This is a genomic window from Arthrobacter rhamnosi, from assembly GCF_054510975.1.
In genome coordinates this window covers 271,543-294,564 of the sequence record NZ_JBTNDN010000002.1, presented here as the reverse complement: position 1 = coordinate 294,564, position 23,022 = coordinate 271,543, and the positions used below count along the sequence as shown (strand labels likewise).

The following is a 23,022-nucleotide window of genomic DNA, read 5'->3' as shown; positions in this document are numbered from 1 at the left end:
ATGGCACCGTCATCAACACCGACGTCAACACCTGCACCCGCCCTGTCGGCGCCCTCACGGCAACGGCCGCGGCAGGACCGAGGCACCGGATCCGGTGTCACCTTCGGCCGGGTCCTGAAGTCCGAGTGGATCAAGGTCACCACGGTCCCCTCGACCGTCATCCTGATCGCCTGCACCGTCGTCGTGATGGTGGGCCTCGCGGCGCTATTCGCGTGGTCGCTGACGATCATGGCGCAGTCCATCGGTGACACGAACGCCCCGTCGGGGTTCCAGCCGCCGCCGGAGGGCCCGGACAGTGTGGCAGGCCAGGTGCTCACCGTGCCGTCGTCGGGCCTGGCCTTCGGGCAGTTGCTGATCGCGTCGCTCGCGGTGGTCCTGATCGCCAGCGAGTGGACGACCGGCATGATCCGCTCCACGATGATCGCCGTGCCCAAGCGCATCCCGGCCCTCCTGGCGAAGGCGGTCATCATCGCCGGAGTCGCCTTCCTCGTGGGATTCGGCAGCGCCCTGGTGTCCTACCTCGTCGCCCAGCCCATCCTCGCGGGCGAGGACCTCGGCTTCGCGCTCGGCGACGACGGCGTCCTGGCCAGCATCATCAACACCGGCACGTTTCTCGCACTCGTCGCCGTGATCTCCATGGCCATCGGGATCCTGCTGCGCAACACCGCCGGTGGCGTGGTCACCGCGGTCGGCATCTTCTTCGTGCTGCCGATCATCGTCCAGCTGATCTCGGGCTTGGCCGACTGGATCCCCAAGGCCGCCCGCTTCCTCCCCGCAGATGCCGGGAACCAGATGGTCGCGATCACGACCGCCGACGACGCCCTGACCCAGTGGGAAGGCGGCCTCGTGATGGGAGCCTGGGCACTTGTGCTCCTCGTCCTGGCACTGGTCGCCGCGAAGAAGCGGGATGTCTAGCACTCCCTGGCAACCGCCACCGGCGATGAGCGACGGACCTTTGGAGAAGGAGACCGCGGAACGGACGGCCGCGGTCTCCTTCAGTGAGCTCAATGCACGCCGGCTGGGTCCCATCCGGCGGTTCTTCCGCCGGCATCCGCGGGCCATGGACGCCGTCGTCATCCTCGCGTTCCTCATCGCGACCTTCCCCAACGCGCTGCTGATGATCATCGGAAGCGGCAGCTGGCTCGCCCTGCCCGCCGTGACCCTGGCTGCCGGGGCACTGGTGTTCCGTCGCGACCGGCCACTGCTCGTCCTGGCCTTTCTCGCACTCCTGGATCCACCGGCCAGCTTCCTCACGGAGGGCGCGGGCAGCGTCGGGGTCGGGACGATGATCGCCCTGTACACGGTTGCGGCGACCTACCCGCTGAAGAAGACCCTGATCGCGGCCGCCGCAGCCATGGTGCTGTCCGTCGGAGCGCTCTTCCTCATCCCGCCCGCGATGTTCGCCGAAGCCCCCGGGGTGGTCTGGCTCCTCAGCGGCTTCGTCGTCATGTTCCTCGCCGTGGCGGTGGGCGTCGGAGTCACGGTGCGGCGCGACCGCGAACACGAGAGCGAGTTGCGTGAGTGGGCGGCGCGGAACGCCGAGCTCGCCTCGGCGGGGGAGCGGAACCGCATCGCACGCGAGATGCACGACGTCGTCGCACACTCGCTCACGGTGATGGTCGCCCTCTCGGACGGCGCCGCCGTCGTGATGAAGCGGGACCCGGACCGCGCCGTCGCGGTGTTGCGTGAACTGTCGGGCGCCGGACGCACCGCCATCGCCGACATGCGGCGCGTCCTCGGGGTGCTTCGCGCGGAGGCCGGGGCGGACTCGCTCGACCCCCTGCCGGCATCGAGTTCGCTGGCGCAGCTCCTCGACGGCTTCCGCGCCGCGGGCCTGCCGTTGCGGGTGACCACCAGCGGGCCCCGACTGCCCGACGATCCCGCTTTCCAGCTCACGGTGTACCGGATCATGCAGGAGTCACTGACGAACGTCCTGCGCTACGGCAAGGGGGTTACGCTGGTCGACATCTCGATCGCCAGGACGGGTGACTCCGTGTCCCTGCGCGTCGCCGACGACGGCCGGGGCGCCATGGGTCCGGTGGTGTCGCTCGGATCGGGGCAGGGCATCGCGGGCATGCGGGAGCGCGCCGCCATCTATGCGGGCTCGGTCGAATGCGGCAGCCGTCCGTCGGGCGGCTGGATGGTCGACGTGCAGCTGACAGTGCCCGACGCCCACGGCGGGGCGGGCAACCAACGGGGGAAGGACAGAGATGACCATGCACAGCACGCCGGGCACGCAGGACGCGCCCATCAGGGTCCTGCTCGCTGACGACCAGCCACTGCTGCGGATGGGCTTCCGGCTCATCCTCGAGGGCGAGCCGGACCTGGTGATCGCCGGGGAGGCGTCGACGGGCAGTGAGGCAGTCCGCCTTGCCGCGGAACTGTCACCCGACGTGGTCCTCATGGATGTGCGGATGCCGCAGGGTGACGGGATCGAGGCCACGCGCCGGATCACAGCGTCGGGTTCGCCAGCGCGCATCATCATCCTGACCACCTTCGACCTCGACGAGTATGCGTTCGCAGGGCTGCAGGCGGGCGCCTCGGCGTTCCTGCTGAAGGATGTGGCACCCGAGGACCTGGTGCACGCGGTGCGGGTCGTGGCCAGTGGGGATGCCGTCGTCGCCCCGCGCGTCACCCAGCGGCTGCTGGAGACCTACGTCCGGTCGCTGCCGCCTGCGCACGCGGCGATGGTGCCGGACCGGCGGCTGGCCGGGCTGACCCCGAGGGAGCGCGAAGTCCTCGAAGCCATCGCCGAGGGTCTCTCCAATGCCGAACTCGCCGCCCGCTTCTTCCTCTCGGAGGCGACCATCAAGACGCACGTCCGCCGGATCCTCACGAAGCTGGACCTGCGCGACCGCGTGCAGGCCGTGGTGTACGCCTACGAGAACGGGATCGTGGTGCCGGGACCGGCGCACTGACACTCCCAAGCACCTGCGGCCGGGCAGGGCCGGCGCTGCGGTTCCTCGGGCAGGTCGTGCAGGGGCTTGTGGAGCGTGAGCGCCTGGCCCGTGTTGCAGCGCAGGCAGACAGCGAAGCGCCCCAGGAGAATCGTCTCCCGGGGCGCTTCGGGGTGTTGCGGTCGATCAGACGAGGCAACCGCCCAGGGCGATCGTGCCGTCGATGATGGCGATCTTGTCCAGTACAGCGGCGTACTGGGCCTGCAGTCCGGTCACCACTTTGTTCTGTGCGGCGACGGCGTCGCGATTGACCTTCTTGGCGCTCTCCAGCGCCCGCAGGGTCGTGGACTGGGCGACGATCTGCTTGTCGAGAGTGTTCAGATCCGCCTTGGCGGTGGTCAGCGCGGCCTCCTTGTCGCTGATCTGCTGGTTGAGCGTGTTCAGCGAGGTCTGCAGCGGGGTGAGCTGATCCTGCAGGGACGTAATCGCGTTCTCCGCGGCGGTGATCGAGGTGTTCAGTGTGCCGAGGGTCCCGACGAGCTTGGTGACTTCACCGTCGAGGCGCGAGACCTCGGCGGTCTGCTCGGTCACCGCGGTGGTGGCGGCCGTGAGGGTGGCCTGCAGGCCGGGCAGTGCGGCCTCGAGGGCCTTGAGCTCATCCTGCTTGGTGGTGATCTCGGCCTGGGCTGCGGTCAGGTCACCCGTCAGGCCCGGAAGCGCGGCCTCCAGGGCGGCGATCTCCGCCTTCTTCGCGGTAACGGCGGCGTTGGCGCTGGTGAGGGCGGTGTTCGCGGCAGCCTGCGCGGCCCTGGCGCCGGCCAGCGCCTCGGTGGCGCTGGTGACCTGCCCGTTGGCGCCCGCGAGGCTGGTCTGCAGGCCCGGGAGCTGCTGCTGGAGGTTGCTGCTCTCCTGCTGCTTGGCCGACAGCTGGGAGTTCAGCGTCGCCAGCTGGCCCTGGAGCTTGGTCAGGTCACCGTTCAGGGCGGCGATCAGCGCAGTCTTGTCCGCGGCGGCCTTCTCCGCGGCGGCGATCTCCGCCTTCTTCGCGGTGATCTGGGCGTTCAGCTCCTGCTTCCGCTTGTCCGCGTTGCCCTTGATCCCCGCGAGCTCGGCCTCGAGGGCGGCGAGCTGGGTCCGCAGCGCGGCAGCGTCGGCGACGGGCGTCGCAGTGGCGGCGGCGATTTCCTTCTGCTTCGCGGCGATCTCCGCGTTCTTGGTGCTGATGTCGCCCTGCAGTCCGGCGATCTCGGTCTGCAGTGTCGGCAGCTTGGCGTCGATGGCGCCGATCTGCTGCGTCAAGGTGGTCACGCTCTGCTGGGCCAGGCGCAGGTTCTCCTCGGCCTTGACGACCGCGGCGGTCGCGGCGGCGGCGTTGGTGTCCGCGGTCTTGGCAGCGGTCTCCAGCGCCGGCAGCGCGAGGCGGGCATCCGCCAGCTTCTTCTCCGCGGCGTCCACCAGTGCCTGCGCCACATCGCCCTGAGCGACCAGTCCGGCCAGTTCCTGGGTGGCGGTCCCAATCGCGGTCACCTGGGCATTGACCGTGTTCTGTGCCGTCGTTGCCGCGGCAGTCGCGCTGTCCAGGAGGGTCTTGGCGGCGGCCAAATCCGCTTCCTTGGTCGCCAGGCTCGCGACGACACCGGCCTTCTCCGTCTTCAATCCGGCCAGCTCGTTCTGCGCGGTGGTCAGCTGGGTCTGCAACGGAGCGATCTTGCCTTCCAGCGTGGTCTTCTGCCCCTGCAGCGTGGTCAGCTCGGTGTTCGCAGCCGCGATCGCGGCGGTCACGGTCGCCTTGTCGGCCTCGAGCTTGGTCAGCGACATCGTCGTCGTGTAGATCTGGCCGACCAGCGTGGCGAGCTCGGCGTCCAGCGCGGCGATCTCCTTCTCAGCCGCAGTGATCTGCGTCGTCAGGGTGTTCTGCGTTGTCACCAGCGCAGTCCGCTCAGCGGTCAACGTCGCGATCTGCGCGGCGTTCTGGCGCGCCGCAGCCTTCAGCAGGTTCGGCTGCACGTTCCCGCGGTGCGCGAGCTGGTTCGTCACACCGTTGCAGACACCCGATACGGGGGCGGACTCGGCCGACGCCTGCGGGGCGAGGACCAGCATGCTGGTCAGGACTCCCGGCAGTATGACTGCGCTTGCAACGCGACGGATAAGGACGGATTTCGCGTTGTTCTCGCGCACGGCTACTCCTGGAGACCTGAAGGTAATGTCGGGGTGACGCCCAGAAATCTACGGGTATTGGTTGCGCGGAGACACAGTATCCGTTACTCGACCTTTTCATCTGGTACTCGCTTTCCATCCCATTTCCTACGTGGTCCTGCGCGATCCTTGCAGTAAGGGGTATGGGTGGCCAGGCCACAGGCTCGGAACGGCATGGTGATCGGTCCTAACCACGGTCTGATTGAATCGGGGGATGAGCACTCCAGCGCACATCCAGGACCTCGGCGCCTACGTGGCGGCGTCCCCGTCGAGCTTCCATGCCGTGGCAGAGGCCGGACGGCGGCTCGCCGCCGCAGGATTCCGACGGCTGGCGGAGCAGGACGCCTGGGAGGGCGGGGCGGGTCGCTACTACGTCATCCGTGACGGCGCGCTGATCGCGTGGTCCGTCCCCGACGGCGCCGGCCCCACGACGGCGTTCCATATCCTCGGCGCCCACACCGATTCGCCGTCGTTCAAGCTCAAGCCCAAGCCCACCACGGGCAAGTACGGCTGGCTGCAGGCCGGCGTCGAGGTCTACGGCGGCCCGCTGCTGAATTCCTGGCTCGACCGGGAACTCGCGCTCGCAGGCCGTCTGACGCTGCACGACGGCAGCGAGCACCTGGTGTCCACCGGGCCGCTGCTGCGGTTCCCGCAGCTCGCCATCCACCTGGACCGCGCGGTGAACGACGGCTTGGCGCTGGACAAGCAGCGCCACATGAACCCGGTGTGGGGCCTCGGCGATCCCGCGGACGCGGACCTCCTTGGACTGCTCGCCGCACAAGCCAGTGTGGATCCGCGCGAGATCGGCGGGTTCGACGTCGTCGTCGCCGACACCCAGGAACCGCGCGTCTTCGGCGCAGAGGACGAGTTCTTCGCATCCGGACGCCTCGACAACCTCTCGTCCGTGCATGCCGGGCTCACGGCGCTGATCGGCGCTGCCGGGGGGCCTGTGGACGGGCCGATTGCTGTCCTCGCGGCCTTCGACCACGAGGAGGTGGGCAGCGGCTCCCGCTCCGGTGCCAGCGGACCCTTCCTCGAGGACATGCTGCTGCGCATCTCGCTCGGCCTCGGGGCCGGGACGGAGGAGCGCCTGCGCGCCCTGGCGTCGTCGTTCTGCGTATCGGCCGATGCCGGCCATGCCGTCCACCCCAACTACGCGGAGCGGCACGACCCCGTGAACCTGCCGGTGCTCAACGGCGGACCGCTGCTCAAGATCAACGCCAATCAGCGCTACACCACCGATGCGCCGGGTGCCGCCTTCTGGGCTGCGCTGTGCCGCAGCAGCGGCGTGCCCTACAAGGAGTTCGTCTCCAACAACGGGATGCCGTGCGGTTCCACCATCGGTCCGCTGACGGCCACGCGCCTCGGCATCCGCACGGTCGACGTCGGGACACCACTGCTGTCGATGCACTCGGCGCGTGAACTGTGCGGCGTCGAGGACCCCGGGCATCTCGCGACGGCCACGACCGCCTTCTTCCGCGGCGGGCAGTAGGCGCTGACCGGCGTCGTCCACACGAGTTCGCCGAGGGTCGATCGTCCGGTAACATTGATACGTCTGTGCCAGAGCCGGTCGGCGGTAAATACCGCGGACGGCGGCCGGACCAACGCTAAAGAACCTCCTGTTGCGGAAAGACCGCGACCGTTCAGCCCAGAGGAGGTGGGTTCACACATGCGTGCATATGAATTGATGGTAATCATCGACCCCGACGTCGAGGAACGCTCCATCGACCCAACACTCGAGAAGTTCCTGAATGTCGTCCGCAATGGCGGCGGCACCGTGGACAAGGTGGATATCTGGGGACGCCGGCGCCTTGCGTACGAGATCCAGAAGAAGACCGAGGGCATCTACGCCGTCGTCAACTTCACCGCGACCCCGGCCGTGGCTTCCGAGCTCGACCGCCAGCTGAGCCTCAACGAGACGATCATGCGCACCAAGATCATCCGCCCCGAGGAGCAGAAGGTTTCCGCCGAGTAACTTCGGCAGATCCCTCATCCATCCACCCCGCTCCGGCGGGTAGGAACTCAAGGAGGCACCATGGCAGGCGAAACAGTCATCACGGTGATCGGCAACCTCACCAACGACCCCGAATTGCGGTTCACGCCGTCGGGATCGGCGGTTGCCAACTTCACGATCGCGTCCACTCCTCGCACCTTCGATCGCCAGACCAATGACTGGAAGGACGGCGAAACGCTGTTCCTCCGCGCGTCGGTGTGGCGTGAGGCTGCGGAGAACGTTGCCGAGACTCTGACCAAGGGAACCCGCGTGGTTGCCCAGGGCCGACTCAAGTCACGTTCATACGACACCAAAGAGGGCGAGAAGCGCACCGTCATGGAGCTCGAGGTGGACGAGATCGGTCCATCCCTGCGCTATGCGTCGGCGAAGGTCACGCGTACCCAGCGCTCAGGCGGCGGGAACGGCGGCGGCTTCGGCGGCAACTCGGGTGGAAACTCCGGTGGCAATGGTTCGAACTCCGGTTCGGGCTGGGGCGGCGGACAGCCGGCCCAGCAGCCTGCGGAAGACCCCTGGGGTGCTCCCTCGGGTGGCAATTCGCAGGGCTGGGGCAACGGCGCCGACTCCGAGCCTCCCTTCTAGGTAGCAGGTTCCGTTCCCGGAACCCCTGCCGCAGTTCCGCAAGGAACTGGTACTTCCCATCCCGCAGAATCGTTCTGCGGGCTCCAACAGAAAAAGGAGCACCACGATGGCTAAGGCTGAACTCCGTAAGCCCAAACCAAAGTCCAACCCCTTGAAGGCCGCTGACGTCACCGTCATCGACTACAAGGACGTAGCCCTGCTGCGTAAGTTCATTTCCGATCGCGGAAAGATCCGTGCCCGTCGCGTCACCGGTGTGACAGTGCAGGAGCAGCGCAAGATCGCCCAGGCAATCAAGAACGCCCGCGAAGTTGCACTCCTGCCGTACTCCGGCGCTGGCCGCGGCTAAGGAAAGGGACACACACCATGTCGAAGCTCATTCTGACCCAGGAAGTCACCGGACTCGGTGCTGCAGGCGACGTCGTCGAGGTGAAGAACGGTTACGCACGTAACTACCTTCTGCCCCGCGGTTTCGCCCTCATGTGGAGCAAGGGTGGCGAGAAGCAGGTCGATTCGATCAAGGCTGCCCGCTCCGCCCGCGAGCACGCATCGCTCGAGGACGCCCAGCGCCAGGCCGCCGCACTCTCGGCGAAGCCCGTCACCCTGACTGTCAAGGCGGGTGGCTCCGGCCGCCTGTTCGGCACCGTCAAGGCCGACGACGTCGCGAAGGCCGTCGAGGCCGCAGGCCTCGGCAAGATCGACAAGCGCAAGGTCGAACTGCCGGCTCACATCAAGTCGGTCGGTTCGTACCAGGCCAACGTCCGTCTCCACGAGGACGTAGCAGCAGTCATCGACCTGGACGTCGTCGCCAGCTAGCAGCGAGGGGCCCCCGGCTCGCGAAGCGAGTTCGGGGTAGCGCTAGCAGCGAGATCAGGTTCACCAGGAAGCCTCCGCGGAAGCGGGGGCTTCCTGTGTTTAAGGCGTCGATGTCCCTCCGGGCCCCGTGCACGGCAACATTCCCGGGCTCGTACGCACGGGCAGCACACCCGCAGGTACATGTCCCGGAGCGACTTCTTCCGCGATCTCCGGGACGTCGTGGGTACCCGAAAGTGCATATCGCCTAGTCCTGCCCCCGCGCCCACGGTACTTCGGGCTGGAACCGTATGGAGGGGTGGGGATATGCGCCTCCCGGAAGCCGATGGAAGCGCCTTTTCGCCGGTTGTCAACAGAGCCCCTGTGGACGGAGGGGCGCCAAAATTAGTCTGCGTCCACAGCCCGGGGATAACGTTTCCGCAGGTCAGAGCACTGTTAGCGTCCGAACAGTTTGTTTGTCCACAGGCTTGTCCCCATCCTGTGCACAAGAGATGCCACGTAATCCACAGCTTATTCGCACTTACCCACACCCCCTGTTGGCACAGCGCTTTGTGCAGTACGTGAAGGGGTCTAGCGTTGCTGGAGATTCCCAATAGTGAGGGTGGAGAGTGATAGGCCTGTCCTGTCAGACCCGTCCCGGGTTTCCGGCGGATGCTTCGGCGACTGCCGCTTCGACAGCAGGAGAAAGGCCCTACAGTGTCCCTGGCACATGCAGATTCATCACCGGACACTCGTACCCCGGAATTCTCACGTACGCCTCCCCAGGACCTCGTCGCCGAGCAGTCCGTCCTGGGCGGGATGATGCTCTCCAAGGACGCCATCGCCGACTGTGTGGAGGTGCTGCGCGGCATCGACTTCTACCGGCCCGCGCACGAGAGCATCTACGAGGCCATCATCGACCTCTACGGCCGCGGGGAGCCTGCCGACGCCGTCACCGTCTCGGACGAGCTGACCAAGCGGGGGGAGATCTCGCGCATCGGTGGCCCCGCGTACCTCCACACGCTGATCCAGTCCGTCCCCACCGCGGCGAATGCCGGCTTCTACGCCGAGATCGTGCGCGAGCGCGCCGTCCTCCGCCGACTCGTCGACGCAGGCACGAAGATCGTCCAGCTCGGCTACTCCAACGACGGCGAGGTGGACGACCTCGTCAACGCGGCACAGGCCGAGGTGTATGCGGTCGCGGAGCGCCGCACGGCCGAGGACTACGTCGCGCTCAAGGACATCATCGAGGGCACCGTCGACGAGATCGAGTCGGCCGGCCACCGTGGCGAGGGCATGACCGGCGTCCCCACGGGATTCTACGAACTCGATGAGCTGACCCAGGGATTGCACGGTGGGCAGATGATCGTCGTCGCAGCGCGTCCCGCCATGGGTAAGTCCACCTTCGCCCTGGACTGGGCGCGTTCTGCAGCCATCAAGCACAACATGACCACCGTCTTCTTCTCGCTCGAGATGGGGCGCAACGAGATCGCGATGCGACTGCTGTCCGCCGAGGCCACCATCGGTCTGCAGGACCTCCGCAAGGGCACCATCAAGGACGAGCAGTGGGGCAAGATCGCCACGACGATGGGCCGCATGAACGACGCGCCCCTGTTCATCGACGACAGCCCGAACATGTCGCTCATGGAGATCCGTGCCAAGTGCCGGCGGCTCAAGCAGCGGCACGACCTCAAGCTCGTGGTGCTGGACTACCTCCAGCTGATGTCATCGGGCAAGCGCGTCGAATCCCGCCAGCAGGAAGTATCCGAGTTCTCGCGGGCACTCAAACTGCTGGCCAAGGAACTCAACGTGCCGGTCGTCGCGCTGTCACAGCTGAACCGAGGTTCCGAGCAGCGGACGGACAAGCGCCCGCAGGTCTCCGATCTCCGCGAGTCCGGCTCGATCGAGCAGGATGCCGACATGGTCATCCTGCTCCACCGCGACGACGTGTACGACAAGGAGTCGGCCCGTGCCGGCGAGGCCGACGTGATCGTGGCCAAGCACCGCAACGGGCCGACCAAGACCCTCGTGGTCGGTTTCCAGGGCCACTACTCGCGGTTCAACAACATGGCCGCGGACGGCGGGGGCTACTAGTCCTTCTTCGGCCCGAGTTCGTTGATGACCGTCTTCAGGCGGTCGCGCAGGTCCTCGGAGGCGAGGCCGTCCTCGGCCATCAATTCGTGCTCGATGTTCTTCGCCCGCTCCAGCGCCTTCAATCCTGCGGAGGTGATGGTGATGCGCTGGCTGCGGCGATCCGCTGTGTTGCGCAAGCGCGTCACGAGCCCTCGCTTCTCGAGGCGGTCCAGGGTCCGGCCAACGGTCTGGGCCTGGACGTGGACCAGTTGCGCCAGGCGCACTCCCGTGAGGGTGCCCTCCCGTTCGAGAACGCCGAGGGTCGTCAGGCCGGCGTGCGTGATGCCGATGCTCAGGAGCTTCTCGTTCCATGAGTGCTCGACGAGGCGGGCCGCGGTCGTGAGCAGGCGGCTGGTCGACCAATCGTTTAACTCCGGCACGATGGCGTGTCCTTCCTCGGTTGTACGCGGTGGATGCGCTTGTTTCTACTACTTACTCTAGACAATTTCGCCCGAAATAGACAGCAGGCTTATTATCATGTGAGTCCAGTGCGACGGCTTTTTCTGCTCTTCCCTGGGCGCGGGAGGCGGGGGCAGGGATTGGCCGACGGAGGACGACGAAGGGCCCGGAGCCATGCCCCGGGCCCTTCGTCGTTCACATCGTGCTTAGAGGTTCTTGCCTCGGCGGGTGTCATCCGTGAGATCGTTGCCACGACGGGTTTCATCCGCGCCTTCGACCTCGATCTCTTCCTTGCGGACCTCACCGCTGACCGTCTCGTTCGAGGTGACGGTCTGCTTGTCGAGGCGCACGCGCTCGACCGGGACGGCTTCCTTCTCGACGACGGGGCGCTCGGCGTGGAGAGTCACTTCGTGCTCCTCCTCGCTGATGGCCGGGCCGGCGTAGGCCTCGTCGCGGTTGGCCTCCGTGATGGGCTCGCGCTCGATGCGAACTTCCTCGTGGCTGACGGGAACGGTCGTGGTGACGTTCTCGGTCACGACGTACTTGCGCAGGCGGGCGCGGCCCACCTCGCGGCGTTCCGTACCGACGCGCAGCTGCTCTTCCGAGCGCGTCATGGCTTCGTCCGTGGTGGGTCCGGACGTGTCGTGGCCGACGGTGCCGCGGCCGGTCGTCGTCGAGTCGGTGTCCGTCAGGCCCGAGTGGCGGCCGGAGGTGGTGTCGATGTAGACATTGCGGTCACGCTGGCCGGCGAAGCCGGTGGTGCCGGTCGTCGTCGTGTCGGAGTAGGTGTCAGTGCCGCCGCCGATCTCGTAGTGGCGGTAGAGGCGATCCTCTTCCTCCGGGCTCAGGTTGCCGTCGGTCTCGATCCGAGGGGCGTCCTTCACCTGGTGCTTGGTGTACGGCACCCGGACGTCATGGCCTTCGACGTCGGCGCCCTGAAGGGGAATGAAGGACTCGGACGTGCCGAACAGGCCCGTCTTCGCCGTGACCCAGCTGGGCTCACCGGTCTGATCGTCGAGGTAGACCTGGCCGATGGAGCCGATCTTCTCTCCGTCAGAACCGAGGACGTTGCCGCCGTTGCCGAGCAGGGTATCGATGTGTTCCTGGGTAATCATTTCCTTCTCCTTCTGAGTAATCTCACTGCGAGGGGTGTGGAATTCTCGGCTGTAGGTCTCGCCGGGACCGGAGTCCCTGGCGAACCACCGGCCTCTAGAGTAAGCACACTTAGTAGTTAATTGGAAGCAGGCTTAGCGTTTATCTTCAAATTCGTGGCCCTGATCCGCGGTTCCAAGGGCGGAGACACCGCCCGCCGCGCGGCTTTGCCGCCCCGGAGTGCTTCCGTAGAATGGCGGGAAGGTCCAGCCACCGGCCGAACATCTGCAGGACGACCGCATCTATGCCCGGATTGGCATGTACTGCGTGGTCGCCCACGTCACCGGAAGGCGCCCATGCCAGCCGCACGTCCCCCTCACATCAATCACGTCATGATCGCTGCCGCGGACCTCGAGAACGCCGAGTTCGAGCGTGACCGGCTCGCGATGGCGTGTGGCGCCGCCATCCGGCTGGCCCTCGCCGACGGACACACCGTCGCCCAGATCGCCCAGGCGGCGGCCATGGCCGAGGGTGACGTGCGGCGCCTCGCGGAGGCCCTGCCGGACGCGCTGGCCGGGCCCGCGGACCTTATCGTCCTGCCAGGACTCGCAGGGGGCCACGGCACCGCCCTGATCGGCCCTCACCCGTCCCTGCTGGACATCGTGCCCTCCGAAGCGGATGTCACCGCACGCGAGGATCGTGTCCGGGATGCCCGCCGGGAGCCTGATGCCGCGCTCTGACGCTTCAGACGGGTCGGAGAGGGGCGGGGCGGCGCTGCTCATCATCGACATGCAGAACGCCTTCTTCGAGGACGAGGTCCTCGCCGGCGCACAGAAAGCCCTGGTGGACGCCTGCAACGCCCTGATCGACGCCGCACAGCGGGGGAGGACGCCGGTCCTGGTGGCGCGCACCGAACACCTCCCGGACCGCTCCACGTGGACCGTCTCCATGCTCGACGACGACCAGGGATTCATCTTCCGGGGGACGCATCAGGCGGACGCCGTCGAGGGCCTTCGGACCGAAGGGCTCGAGACCGTGACGAAGACCCGCGACAGCGCCTTCTTCGGCACGGACCTCGCGGAGCGCCTCCGGGGCCACGGCGTGGAGCGGCTCCTCCTTGCCGGCGTCTCCACGCACAACTGCGTGGCGCACACGGGCGCGGACGCTTTCGCGCACGACTTCCGTGTCAGCTACGTACTCGACGCGATCGGGAGCACCAATGCGCAGTACGCGGCGGCGATGCTCGAGATCCTCTCCGTGGAGTACCGGCAGGCGGTCATCAGCCGGTCGGAAGCGGAGGCCCTCCTCGCCTGACGGGCGACGCCTCGCCGCTCGCCCTGGCAGAACCGGTAACGACGGAAACCACCGGAACGAGTCCCGGTGGCTTCCGTCGTCTGTACCTCGGAGGTCAGCTCTGCTTGACGTTCGCCGTGGCGTCCTGGGCGCGGCCCTTGACGTGGCCGGCGGCCTGCTGACCCTCGTCCTTCACGGTCTGCACCGAGTCGACGGCGGATTCCTTGACGGACTGGACGGCGTCCTGCACCGGTTCCTTCACGTCCTCCACGATCTGCTTGGCGGCCTCTGTGACCTTTTCCTTCAGGGGCGCTGCCTGCTCCTTGAGCTGCGATGCGGCCTCCTGCTCCTTCTGGCTGGCAGGGATGACGGATGCAACGAGCAGGCCGGCGCCGAAGGCGATCAGTCCGGCGGCGAGCGGGTTGCCGGCCGCCTTGCTGGAAAGCTGGTGCGGGGCATTCTGGACGGCATGTCCCGCCTGCGCAGCCTTGTCCTTGGCGGTGCCGGCAGCCGACTGGGCGGTGCCCTTCCCGCTTCCGGCCGTGCTCCTGACGCTGTCCTTGACGTCTCCGGCCTTGCCGGTCACGGAGCCCTTGACGTCCTCGGCCTTACCCATGACGGAATCCTTGACGTCCTCGGCCTTGCCCATGACGGTCTCCTTCACGTTGCTGAAACTGGTCTTGACCTTCTCGGTCTGACGGTGCGCGATATTGGCGGGGTTCACCTTGTCTGCCACGGCGTCGACGTTGGTACCCAGTTCCTCGCGGGTGCGTTCGATATCTGCGCGGATCTCTTCTGGCGTCTGGCTCATCGTGTCTGCTCACCTGGTTTCAGTGTCGGCGGGATCTCTTTGACGGTCTCCGCTGTCTGTGGAAGACCCTTGACCTTCTTCATTTCCTTCTTGCCCTGGAGTGCCAGCACTGCGGCGATGATGCCCCAGAGGACCGCCACGATCAGGGCGGCCCAGCCGAGGGGCATGAGGGCGCCGAGACCCCACATCAGGGCGATGGACAGGAACAGGAGGACGAAGTGACCTCCGACCGCTGCGCCGGCGAACATGCCGGCGCCCTTGCCTGCGATTTTCGCCGATTCCGTGGCTTCGGCCTTCGCCAGAGCCACTTCCTGGCGCATGAGCTTGGAGAGGTCCTTCGTCACCTCCCCGAGGAGTTCGCCTACCGACGCGTTGGCGGAGCGCTGCTCGGCCTCCGTCGGCAGGGGGGCGGCGGCCTGGTGGGCACCGCCGGTGTATGCCTCAGCCATCAGCGCAGACTCCCGTCATTCGGCAGGGTGCCCACGGGCGGGGTTCCCGGCGGGATGGTGGGGTAGTCGTCCGTGGGGTCGACGAAAGCGGGGTTGGACCCTGCGACGTGCTGGCCGTGGGTCGTCTCACCGAAGCCTGCAGTAGCGGGGGTACCGGTGTAGAGGTCGGTTCCCGTCTCGGTGTAACCGGGGTAGGTTCCGGTCGCGGTGCCGGTCGATGCGAAGTTCCGGGCGGAACCGGACGTGTCGGACTCCCGGTTGCCGGTGAACCCACGCGTCAGGCGGCCGGCGACGAGTCCCGATCCCGCTGCAATGGCAAGGAATACTCCGGGCTTGCGGCGGGCGAAGGCCTTGACGTCCTCGAGGATGTCGGTGGCGTCGCGGCCCTCGAGCCAGGAAGCAGCCGAGTTGGTGCGCTGGGCGGCCTGCTGGACGACGCTGGACACCACGTGGTTGTCCGACTTCTCCGCGATGGACTTCAGCTCATCGGAAATGCTGCGGATACCTTCGGTGATCTTCTGCTGCTGCGTGCCGGCCTGGCTCTTGACCTCGGAGGTCACCGTGCCCAGCAGGTTCTTGGCCTGTGAGCCGGCTTCGGCAGCCACGCTCTTCGCCTCGGAGGCGGCGGTGCCGGCTACGTTCTTGGCTGCTTCCTTGCCTTCCTGGCCGACCTGCTGGGCCTGGTGCTTGGCAGCGGAAGTCTTCGATCCGGAGTTACCGCCGGTGGACCCGGTGGTGCCGAGCTCGTGGGCACCGAGGTCCGACGTGGACGATTCGGGACCTGTGGTGGAGGGAACCAGGGGATCCTGCGGCCAATTCTGCGTAGTCATGGTTCTTCCTAACGTTGATATTGCCGTTAACGCGGACGCTCCATCGTGTTCTCGATGTGATGGTCCGGCATCTCGTGCTGGACTTATCACTGAAGCTAAGCATGCTTACCTTAACTTTTGCAAGCTCTTTCGCAAGATCCCGCAACATCTAAATAAGTAGACTTAGTATCTTCCAAAAATCCTAGTGGCGCCCTTAGCGTCGAATCAAGAGGACCTCCGCGGCCGCTTCCAGGAGGAGCGGGTCCAAGCCTGCGAGGACCCAAGGTGGGAGGTAGCACCCTGTGTTTTTCCACAAGCAAGAGCTGCAGTACAAGGCCAGCCCGGACAAGCCCGACGCGATCTATGCGCGCAAGCTGCAGGAAGTCCTCGGCGGCCAGTACGGCGAGATCACCGTGGCCCTGCAGTACAGCTTCCAGGCCTGGAACGCCCACATCCCGGGCAAGTACCGTGACCTGCTCTTCGGGATCGGCGCCGAGGAGATGGGGCACGTCGAGATGCTGGCGACGATGATCGCGCAGCTGCTCGAGAAGGCGCCGCTCGGGATCACCGAGGACGCCGTACAGTCCGATCCCGCCATCGCCGCCGTGGTCGGTGGCACCGACCTCCAGCACGCCATCGTGGCCGGAGCAGGCGCCCGACCCGTGGACAGCATGGGCAACCCCTGGCAGGGCAGCTACGTGACAGCGAGCGGCAACCTGCTCGCGGACTTCACAGCCAATGCGAACGCCGAGATGCAGGGCAGGCTGCAGGTGGCCCGCCTGTACCACATGACGGATGACCACGGGGTCCGGGACATGCTGTCCTTCCTGCTGGCACGGGACACCATGCACCAGAACCAGTGGGTGGCGGCCGCCAGGGAGCTGCAGGAATCGAAGCTCGAGGAGATGCCCGTGCCGAGCAACTTCCCGCAGAAGAAGGAAGCCACGGAGGTCTCCTACCAGTACCTCAACTTCTCGGACGGCAAGGCGGCGGCCGAGGGTCGCTGGGCCTCCGGACCGAGCCCGGACGGGAAGGGTGAGTTCACCTACCACGAAGGCCCCACCACGAGTGCTCCCATGCCGGCGGTTACCCATCCGGACTCCCGTTTCTACGGCACCACGGAGATCCCGAACACCGTCGAGAAGATGGCCGGCACCGTGCAGGACAAGCTGAACCGCGAATAACCATCGCACTACCGAGGAGAAGGAGACTGTCATGACAAATACGAATGACCGCACGGTGGAGAGTGGCCGCACCACCCTGCAACGCGCTGCGCAGGCAGTGGGCATCGTCTTCCTGCTGGTTGGAATCCTGGGGTTCATTCCCGGAATCACCTCGAACTACAACACCATGATGTTCGCCGGACACCAGTCGGAGGCGATGCTGCTCGGGATCTTCCAGGTCTCGATCCTCCACAACATCGTCCACCTGCTGTTCGGCATCGCCGGCGTGGCCATGTCGAGGACGCAGTCGGGGGCGCGCTCGTACCTCCTCGGTGGCGGGATCATCTACGCCATCCTGTGGCTCTACGGACTGGTGATCGGCCAGGAGTCGTCGGCCAACTTCGTCCCGGTGAACACCGCGGACGACTGGCTGCACTTCCTGCTGGCGGTGGGCATGATCGGCCTGGCCCTCGCGCTCGGTCGCCGCGACCGCTCCGCCACGCGCCGCGTCTGACCCGGACACCCGCCCCGCGGGCGGGAGTCCGGTGTGCGGCACCGTGACTCCACGCCTGGAATCAGCACTACGGATACGGCACATCGAGTGCCGCACGACGCCGGATCGAGGGCACCTCCGGGTGTCCATCGGTCCGGCGTCGTCGTGAGCGGCCGTCCCGGCGACGGGCACCACGACGCACGAAAGCGAAGTACGCTTAGCATTGACGCCCCGGCCCCATGGGGCAGCCCTGTCGACAGAGAGGTCCTTGATGAAGCAGCCCTCCCCGCGCGGAGAAGTCAGCGCGCTAGTCCTGGCCATCATTGCCGGAACGATCGAGTCGCAGCAGGACGCGCTCGGGCGGCTCGGCGCGCTCGTCGAGGCCGCGCTCGCCGAGACGGCGGACATCCTGCACGACGACGACCTCCAGCTCGCGCTCTTCTGCCTGTACGAGTTGCACTACAGCGGAATCGATGGCGCGGGCGACGACTGGGAATGGAACCCGGACCTCCTTCGCGTACGGCAGCAGCTCGAGGTGGCCTTCGAGCGCAGGGTACGGGACGAAGTCGTCCTCGGTGACCTGCCGGAGGCGACAAGCGAGGCAGTGTGCGCGGAGCTGTTCCGCATGACCGGCGAGGATTCCGGTCCGAGCATGTCCCGTTACGTGGCGAAGTCCGCGACTAACGAGCAGGTCCGCGAGTTCCTCGTGCACAAGTCCATCTATCAGCTCAAGGAAGCCGACCCGCACACGTGGGCGATCCCGCGCCTGGCCGGCCGGTCCAAGGCAGCCCTCGTGGAGATCCAGGCCGACGAGTACGGGAACGGCCTGCCCGCGCGGATGCACTCCGCGCTCTTCGCCCGCACCATGCGTGAGCTCGGCATGGACGACGCGTACGGGGCCTACCTCGATGCCACTCCCGCCATCACACTGGCGGTGAACAACCTCATGTCGCTGTTCGGCCTCAACCGCCGGCTTCGAGGGGCCATCGTCGGACACCTGGCTGCCTACGAGATGACGTCGTCGCAGCCGAACCGCCTGTATTCGCGGGGCTTCAAGCGCCTCGGGTACGGCGAGGACGCGCTTGAGTACTTCGACGAACACGTCGAGGCCGACGCCGTCCACGAGCAGATCGCCGGGCGGGACATGGCCGGCGGACTCGTCGAATCCGATCCGCGGCTGCTGCAGGACGTCCTGTTCGGAGCGGCCGCCGGACTCGCCGTCGACACCCTCATGACCGTCCACATCATGGATGCCTGGGAGTCGGGCCGCTCCTCGCTGCGGGCCTCGGAATCGATGGCTTCGTGAGCGGGGCGTCCGATGTGTCCGAGCCGGCACCGGAGCGCCCGCTGAACTCCGGCAGGACCCCGGTGTCCGTCGTCGCGTGTCCCAACGGTCCGCTCCTCATCCGCGGCGACTTCGAACTCGTCGGTGCGGACGGCAAGGAGCTGCCGCGCACCCGGCGGACGGTGGCGCTCTGCCGGTGCGGCGCGTCCGTGCTGAAGCCCTACTGCGACGGCTCGCACAAGCTCACCGGGTTCAAGACCGAGCCCTGACAGCCGCCCGGCGTCCGCGGTGGAGGCCGTCCGTCGGGCATGCTGGACGGGAACGTGGGACGGAACGCCTGAACGGAGGCCACATGGCGGCAATGGACCTGAACAGTGATGTCGGAGAATCGTTCGGCAACTGGACGTTCGGGGACGACGCCCGCATCATCGAGTCGGTCTCCAGCGCCAATGTGGCCTGCGGGTTCCATGCCGGAGACCCGGCCGGGATCCGGGCCACGTGTGCGGCGGCCGCTTCGGCCGGGGTCACCGTCGGTGCGCACCCCGGCTACCGGGACCTGGCGGGCTTCGGCCGGCGGTTCATGGACGTCGACCCCTCCGAACTGACCGACGACGTGGTGTACCAGATCGGGGCACTGCAGGCCCTGGCACGCGCGGCAGGCACGGCGGTGAAGTACGTGAAGCCGCACGGCGCGCTGTACAACACGATCGCCGTGCATGAGAGCCAGGCCCGCGCCGTGGTGCAGGCGGTCCGCGAGGTGGATGACGCCCTGCCGCTCCTGGTGCTGCCGAACTCCGTCATCGAGGCGGAGGCGCGCTCTGCCGGGCTCCGCACCGTCGTCGAGGCCTTCGCGGACAGGGCCTACCTGCCCGATGGCGCGCTCGTCTCCCGGCGGGAGCCCGGCTCCGTGCTCAGGAACGAGTCCGACGTCGTCGAGCACGTGCTGCGCATCGCAGCGGAGCGGGAGGTGGTGGCGATCGACGGTTCCCGCATCCGCATCGACGCCGAGAGCATCTGCGTCCATGGGGACATGCCGGGCGCCGTCGCGATGGCGGCAGCGGTACGTCGTGCACTCACCTCCGCGGGCGTGACGGTCGGTGCCTTCGCCTGACACGGCCGGCCTCCGGCAGGCCGGCAGGACGCTGCGGCCCGTCGGGGACCGAGGACTGCTCATCGAACTGCCCGGCCTGCCGGAGGTGCTGAGCGTGCAGGCGCAGCTCCAGGAAGACCCGGTCGAGGGCCAGGTGGACGTGGTGGCGGCGGCCTGCACGGTCCTGGTCACGGTGCGGGAAGCCCGTCAGGTGAGGGCGCTCGCGGACCGCCTTCGTGCGATGGATCCGTCCCTGCCCGCCGAGCGGGACGACACGCTCGTCACCATCGACGTGCAGTACGTCGGTGCCGACCTCACCGAGGTGGCCCGGCTGACGGGCCTGAGCGAGGATGCTGTCATCACGGCCCACACGGCGACGCCATGGAGTGCGGCTTTCGGTGGTTTCGCCCCGGGTTTCGCCTACCTCACGGGTGGGGATCCCCGCCTGGAGGTGCCGCGGAGGCACTCGCCCCGCACGGCGGTCCCGGCAGGATCCGTTGCGCTCGCCGGCACCTTCTCGGCGGTGTACCCGCGCGAGTCGCCCGGCGGCTGGCAACTCATCGGCCGTACTGCCGCCGTTCTGTGGGACGCCCGCCGCGAGCAGCCTGCCCTCATCCGGCCCGGCAACCGCGTCCGGTTCGCTGCGGTCCGCGAACTGGTCGAGGTGGCGGCGGTGCCGGCCGGGACGGCTCCCGCCCCTCCATCCGGGCAGGGAGGCCTCACCGTCGTCGACCCCGGCCTCTACAGCACCCTGCAGGACCTCGGGAGGCCCGGCCGCATGGCACTCGGCGTCGCCGGGGCAGGGGCGCTGGATCGCGCCGCGCTCCGGCAGGCGAACAGGCTCGTGGGAAATGCCGCCGGCTCGGCGGTCATCGAGAGCCTCAACGGAGGACTTGCCCTCCGGGCCGGGGAGGACCAGGTACTCGCGGTGACCGGCGCTCACGTGGCGGTGACCATTGCCCTGCCCGACGGCAGCGAGCGCGAGGCGTCCCTCTGCACGCCCTTCCTGCTGCGCGACGGCGAGGTGCTGCGGCAGTCCCCTCCGGTGTCGGGCCTGCGTGCCTACACGGCAGTGCGGGGTGGCTTCGCCGCAGAGGAGGTGCTCGGCAGCCGGTCGACGGATTCGATGTCGGGACTCGGTCCTCCCCCCCTGGCGAGGGGGATGGCCCTGCCGGTAGGACCGCCGGAGCGGTCGACGGTGGGTTCCGCGGAAGTTCCGCGGCAGCCCGAGGCTCCGGAGATCCTGCGGGTGGTCCCGGGTCCCCGGGACGACTGGTTCGACGACGACGCGCTCGCCCGGCTGTGCGGAACGGACTGGACGGTCACGCCGCAGTCCAACCGGATCGGCCTGCGGCTCCACGGCCCGTCCCTGAGGCGTACTCGCGAAGGAGAACTGCCGAGTGAGGGTACGGTGCGCGGAGCCCTGCAGGTACCGCCGTCGGGCCTGCCGGTACTGTTCCTGGCCGACCATCCGGTCACGGGAGGCTATCCGGTGATCGCCGTCGTCGCCTCGGCGGATCTGGACCGTGCTGCACAACTGCCGCCGGGCGCCGTGGTCCGGTTCCGGACCTGACCTCCCGCGGTGGACCTGCCTGCGGTCCACCGGCCGCCGGGCCCTACGGACCTGGGACGACGGCGGCGGGCGACGGACGCGGGCGGCGTCGGTCGTTGGTGTGCCGTTGGTGTCAGTCGTCGGCCGGCACGAGGGCCCTGGTGACCGCGTCCCGCCGTGGCGCGGCCTCCGTGTCCCGACGGACCAGGACGGTGAGCAGCACCGCCACGACGCACAGGACGGCCGCCCCGAACCAGGCGATCGTGTACTCGCCCGTCGTGTCCCGGATGAGTCCCGCTCCCACGGCTGCGGCCGCCGCACCGAGCTGGTGCGCGGCGAACACCCAGCCGAACACGAGGGGCCCGTCGGCGCCGAACGCACTCCGGCAGAGGGCGACCGTCGGAGGTACCGTCGCCACCCAGTCCAGCCCGTAGATGACGATGAAGATCACCATCGGCGGCCGGACCGTCGCGGCCAGCAGCGCGGGCAGCACGAAGAGGCTCACGCCGCGGAAGAGGTAGTAGGCAGCGAGGAGCACCTTGGGGTTGTAGCGGTCGGTCAGCCAGCCGGAGGCGATGGTCCCCACGATGTCGAAGATCCCGACGACGGCGAGGAGCCCCGCGGCCGTCGTCGTCGGCATGCCGTGGTCGTGGGCGGACGGGATGAAGTGGGTGCCGATGAGGCCGTTCGTCGTCGCCCCGCAGATGGCGAAACCGAGGGCCAGCGCCCAGAACGTGCGGTGGTGGGACGCCGCGCGGAGCGCCCGCAGTGCCCGCACCGCGGCATTGGTCGAGCCGGCCGCTCGCGGTGCGGCGGGTTCCTCCGCCCCGTCGGCGCCCGGAGGCGCGCCGTAGGGGCGGACGCCGATGTCCGCAGGGGAGTCGTGTACCCAAAGGAGCACGAGGGGTATCACCACGAGTGCGCCCGCCGCGATGACCAGCGATGCCGTCCGCCAGTTCGCCGCCTCGACCAGTACGGCCATCACCGGGAGGAACACGAGCTGCCCTGCCGCACTGCCCGCGGTCAGGATCCCGACCACGAGGCCGCGACGGCGGACGAACCAGGTGGAGGCGATGGTCGCCGCGAAGACGAGGGCGATGCTTCCGGTCCCGATGCCGATCAGGATGCCCCACGTGAGGAGGATCTGCCAGGGTTCCCGGACGAAGACGGTCAGGGCGCTCCCGGCGCCGATGACCAGGAGGGCGAAGGAGGTGACCCTGCGGACGCCGAACCTCTCCATGAGGGCGGCGGCGAAGGGCGCAGTGAGCCCGAAGAGGACGAGGTTGATGCTGACGGCCAGGGACAGGATGCCGCGGGACCACCCGAACTCCTGCTCGAGGGGGACCATCAGCACGGACGGAGCGGCACGGAAGCCCGCTGCTCCGACGAGGGTCAGGAAGGCGACGGCGGCCACGATCCACGCCGGATGGATCCTCCGGCCCCGCCGCTCCCGGGTGGCGCGGCTCATTGCGAACCCGCGAGCTGGACCGGTCCGCCCGCGCGGGCGAAGCTCACCCACGTCGTCGTGTCGGCGGTGAGTTCCTCGCGGCAGGCGTCGCACCTGTCCGCGCTGGTGGTCCTGCGTCCGCAGGGTGAGTGGATGATCTGCATGTGCGCCGAGTCCGAGGGTGCACCGAGATGCTCCTCGGCGAAGTGGATCATGGCATTGAGGACCGGCAGCGTACCGTCGCCCTTCGGCGTCAGCACATACTCGTGGCGTGTCCTGCCGGATTCGTCGTGGTACGGCCTCCGGGCCAGCAGGCCGTGCGCGGTGAGGGCGGAGAGCCGCTTGCTGAGGACGCTGTCCGCGATGCCGGTGGAGGCCTTGATGTCCTCGAACCGGGCGTGGCCGAAGAAGACCTCGCGCAGGACGAGCAGGCTCCACGGATCGCCCAGGACCTCGAGTCCCCGAGCAAGGGGGCACTGGCTGTCGGACCAATCGGATCTCAGGGGCATGCGGGCGACCGTACGCTACTTT

25 protein-coding genes are annotated in these 23,022 nt (G+C 67.8%); 17 read left to right on the top strand and 8 right to left on the bottom strand.

From position 1 onward, the window contains the following. The 3 genes from ACX80J_RS05720 to ACX80J_RS05710 are packed head-to-tail and all read left to right on the top strand — an operon-like array spanning position 1 to position 2,918. Positions 1 to 915, top strand: a complete 915-nt coding sequence (locus tag ACX80J_RS05720; RefSeq protein WP_459347145.1) for an ABC transporter permease — start codon at positions 1 to 3, stop codon at positions 913 to 915. After that, the gene (locus ACX80J_RS05715) at positions 908 to 2,269 is read left to right on the top strand and encodes a sensor histidine kinase (protein WP_459347144.1); all 1,362 of its coding nucleotides are present in this window, start codon (positions 908 to 910) and stop codon (positions 2,267 to 2,269) included. The genes ACX80J_RS05720 and ACX80J_RS05715 overlap by 8 nt, the downstream gene beginning before the upstream one ends. Then, complete coding sequence (locus ACX80J_RS05710) at positions 2,217 to 2,918, top strand: response regulator (RefSeq protein WP_459347444.1); 702 nt, start codon at positions 2,217 to 2,219, stop codon at positions 2,916 to 2,918. The genes ACX80J_RS05715 and ACX80J_RS05710 overlap by 53 nt, the downstream gene beginning before the upstream one ends. Positions 2,919 to 3,083: 165 nt before the next feature. Here ACX80J_RS05710 and ACX80J_RS05705 read toward each other — a convergent pair whose 3' ends face one another. Next, positions 3,084 to 5,075: a chromosome segregation ATPase gene (locus tag ACX80J_RS05705; protein ID WP_459347143.1), complete on the bottom strand. Its 1,992-nt coding sequence runs from the start codon at positions 5,073 to 5,075 to the stop codon at positions 3,084 to 3,086. A 232-nt stretch (positions 5,076 to 5,307) separates the two neighbouring features. Here ACX80J_RS05705 and ACX80J_RS05700 point away from each other — a divergent pair, with 232 nt between their 5' ends. The 6 genes from ACX80J_RS05700 to dnaB all read left to right on the top strand — a co-directional run bounded on the left by ACX80J_RS05700 (position 5,308) and on the right by dnaB (position 10,569). Beyond that, a complete protein-coding gene (locus tag ACX80J_RS05700; RefSeq protein ID WP_459347142.1) occupies positions 5,308 to 6,585 on the top strand; it encodes a M18 family aminopeptidase in 1,278 nt (425 codons plus the stop codon). A 177-nt stretch (positions 6,586 to 6,762) separates the two neighbouring features. Continuing rightward, complete coding sequence (gene rpsF, locus ACX80J_RS05695; RefSeq protein WP_043442549.1) at positions 6,763 to 7,068, top strand: 30S ribosomal protein S6; 306 nt, start codon at positions 6,763 to 6,765, stop codon at positions 7,066 to 7,068. A 60-nt stretch (positions 7,069 to 7,128) separates the two neighbouring features. Next, positions 7,129 to 7,686 (top strand): single-stranded DNA-binding protein, encoded by a 558-nt coding sequence (locus ACX80J_RS05690; protein ID WP_087071873.1) that lies wholly within the window; start codon positions 7,129 to 7,131, stop codon positions 7,684 to 7,686. Between the two features lie 106 nt (positions 7,687 to 7,792). After that, entirely contained in the window at positions 7,793 to 8,032 is a 240-nt protein-coding gene (gene rpsR, locus ACX80J_RS05685; RefSeq protein ID WP_005273147.1) for a 30S ribosomal protein S18, read from the top strand. 17 nt (positions 8,033 to 8,049) lie between these two features. After that, positions 8,050 to 8,499 (top strand): 50S ribosomal protein L9, encoded by a 450-nt coding sequence (rplI, locus tag ACX80J_RS05680; protein WP_087071874.1) that lies wholly within the window; start codon positions 8,050 to 8,052, stop codon positions 8,497 to 8,499. 693 nt (positions 8,500 to 9,192) lie between these two features. Next, on the top strand, positions 9,193 to 10,569 hold the full coding sequence (gene dnaB / locus ACX80J_RS05675) for a replicative DNA helicase (protein WP_087071875.1): 1,377 nt from the start codon (positions 9,193 to 9,195) through the stop codon (positions 10,567 to 10,569). Here dnaB and ACX80J_RS05670 read toward each other — a convergent pair. Together ACX80J_RS05670 and ACX80J_RS05665 are read right to left on the bottom strand one after the other, a co-directional pair. Beyond that, the gene (locus ACX80J_RS05670) at positions 10,566 to 10,988 is read right to left on the bottom strand and encodes a MarR family winged helix-turn-helix transcriptional regulator (RefSeq protein ID WP_087071876.1); all 423 of its coding nucleotides are present in this window, start codon (positions 10,986 to 10,988) and stop codon (positions 10,566 to 10,568) included. The two genes, dnaB and ACX80J_RS05670, sit on opposite strands and share 4 nt — an antisense overlap. Before the next feature lie 225 nt (positions 10,989 to 11,213). Continuing rightward, a complete protein-coding gene (locus ACX80J_RS05665) occupies positions 11,214 to 12,122 on the bottom strand; it encodes a DUF2382 domain-containing protein (protein WP_459347141.1) in 909 nt (302 codons plus the stop codon). Positions 12,123 to 12,455: 333 nt separating this feature from the next. On the opposite strand from ACX80J_RS05665, the gene ACX80J_RS05660 reads away from it, so the two are divergent. Beyond that, a complete protein-coding gene (locus tag ACX80J_RS05660; RefSeq protein WP_459347140.1) occupies positions 12,456 to 12,839 on the top strand; it encodes a hypothetical protein in 384 nt (127 codons plus the stop codon). Then, positions 12,826 to 13,413, top strand: coding sequence for a cysteine hydrolase family protein (locus tag ACX80J_RS05655; protein WP_459347139.1), 588 nt, complete (start codon positions 12,826 to 12,828; stop codon positions 13,411 to 13,413). The genes ACX80J_RS05660 and ACX80J_RS05655 overlap by 14 nt, the downstream gene beginning before the upstream one ends. A gap of 94 nt (positions 13,414 to 13,507) precedes the next feature. Here ACX80J_RS05655 and ACX80J_RS05650 read toward each other — a convergent pair whose 3' ends face one another. The 3 genes from ACX80J_RS05650 to ACX80J_RS05640 are packed head-to-tail and all read right to left on the bottom strand — an operon-like array spanning position 13,508 to position 15,482. Beyond that, positions 13,508 to 14,203 carry a DUF3618 domain-containing protein gene (locus tag ACX80J_RS05650; RefSeq protein WP_459344091.1) on the bottom strand — a complete coding sequence of 232 codons (696 nt, stop codon included), beginning with the start codon at positions 14,201 to 14,203 and terminating at the stop codon, positions 13,508 to 13,510. After that, the gene (locus ACX80J_RS05645; protein ID WP_459344090.1) at positions 14,200 to 14,652 is read right to left on the bottom strand and encodes a phage holin family protein; all 453 of its coding nucleotides are present in this window, start codon (positions 14,650 to 14,652) and stop codon (positions 14,200 to 14,202) included. The genes ACX80J_RS05650 and ACX80J_RS05645 overlap by 4 nt, the downstream gene beginning before the upstream one ends. After that, entirely contained in the window at positions 14,652 to 15,482 is an 831-nt protein-coding gene (locus ACX80J_RS05640; protein WP_459344089.1) for a hypothetical protein, read from the bottom strand. The genes ACX80J_RS05645 and ACX80J_RS05640 overlap by 1 nt, the downstream gene beginning before the upstream one ends. Positions 15,483 to 15,763: 281 nt before the next feature. Here ACX80J_RS05640 and ACX80J_RS05635 point away from each other — a divergent pair, with 281 nt between their 5' ends. The 6 genes from ACX80J_RS05635 (at position 15,764) to ACX80J_RS05610 (ending at position 21,065) form a co-directional block, all read left to right on the top strand. After that, a complete protein-coding gene (locus ACX80J_RS05635; protein ID WP_459344088.1) occupies positions 15,764 to 16,645 on the top strand; it encodes a manganese catalase in 882 nt (293 codons plus the stop codon). Positions 16,646 to 16,676: 31 nt separating this feature from the next. Next, positions 16,677 to 17,138, top strand: a complete 462-nt coding sequence (locus ACX80J_RS05630; RefSeq protein WP_459344087.1) for a DUF4383 domain-containing protein — start codon at positions 16,677 to 16,679, stop codon at positions 17,136 to 17,138. 250 nt (positions 17,139 to 17,388) lie between these two features. Then, positions 17,389 to 18,423 (top strand): iron-containing redox enzyme family protein, encoded by a 1,035-nt coding sequence (locus ACX80J_RS05625; RefSeq protein WP_459347138.1) that lies wholly within the window; start codon positions 17,389 to 17,391, stop codon positions 18,421 to 18,423. Next, complete coding sequence (locus ACX80J_RS05620; protein WP_459344085.1) at positions 18,420 to 18,671, top strand: CDGSH iron-sulfur domain-containing protein; 252 nt, start codon at positions 18,420 to 18,422, stop codon at positions 18,669 to 18,671. The genes ACX80J_RS05625 and ACX80J_RS05620 overlap by 4 nt, the downstream gene beginning before the upstream one ends. An 83-nt stretch (positions 18,672 to 18,754) precedes the next feature. Next, complete coding sequence (locus ACX80J_RS05615; RefSeq protein WP_459347137.1) at positions 18,755 to 19,513, top strand: LamB/YcsF family protein; 759 nt, start codon at positions 18,755 to 18,757, stop codon at positions 19,511 to 19,513. Beyond that, complete coding sequence (locus ACX80J_RS05610) at positions 19,500 to 21,065, top strand: 5-oxoprolinase subunit B/C family protein (RefSeq protein ID WP_459347136.1); 1,566 nt, start codon at positions 19,500 to 19,502, stop codon at positions 21,063 to 21,065. Before ACX80J_RS05615 ends, ACX80J_RS05610 begins: the two co-directional genes overlap by 14 nt. Positions 21,066 to 21,177: 112 nt before the next feature. Here ACX80J_RS05610 and ACX80J_RS05605 read toward each other — a convergent pair whose 3' ends face one another. Together ACX80J_RS05605 and ACX80J_RS05600 are read right to left on the bottom strand one after the other, a co-directional pair. After that, a complete protein-coding gene (locus tag ACX80J_RS05605) occupies positions 21,178 to 22,512 on the bottom strand; it encodes an MFS transporter (protein ID WP_459347135.1) in 1,335 nt (444 codons plus the stop codon). Next, positions 22,509 to 23,000 (bottom strand): winged helix-turn-helix transcriptional regulator, encoded by a 492-nt coding sequence (locus ACX80J_RS05600; protein ID WP_459347134.1) that lies wholly within the window; start codon positions 22,998 to 23,000, stop codon positions 22,509 to 22,511. The genes ACX80J_RS05605 and ACX80J_RS05600 overlap by 4 nt, the downstream gene beginning before the upstream one ends. Positions 23,001 to 23,022 lie beyond the last annotated feature (22 nt).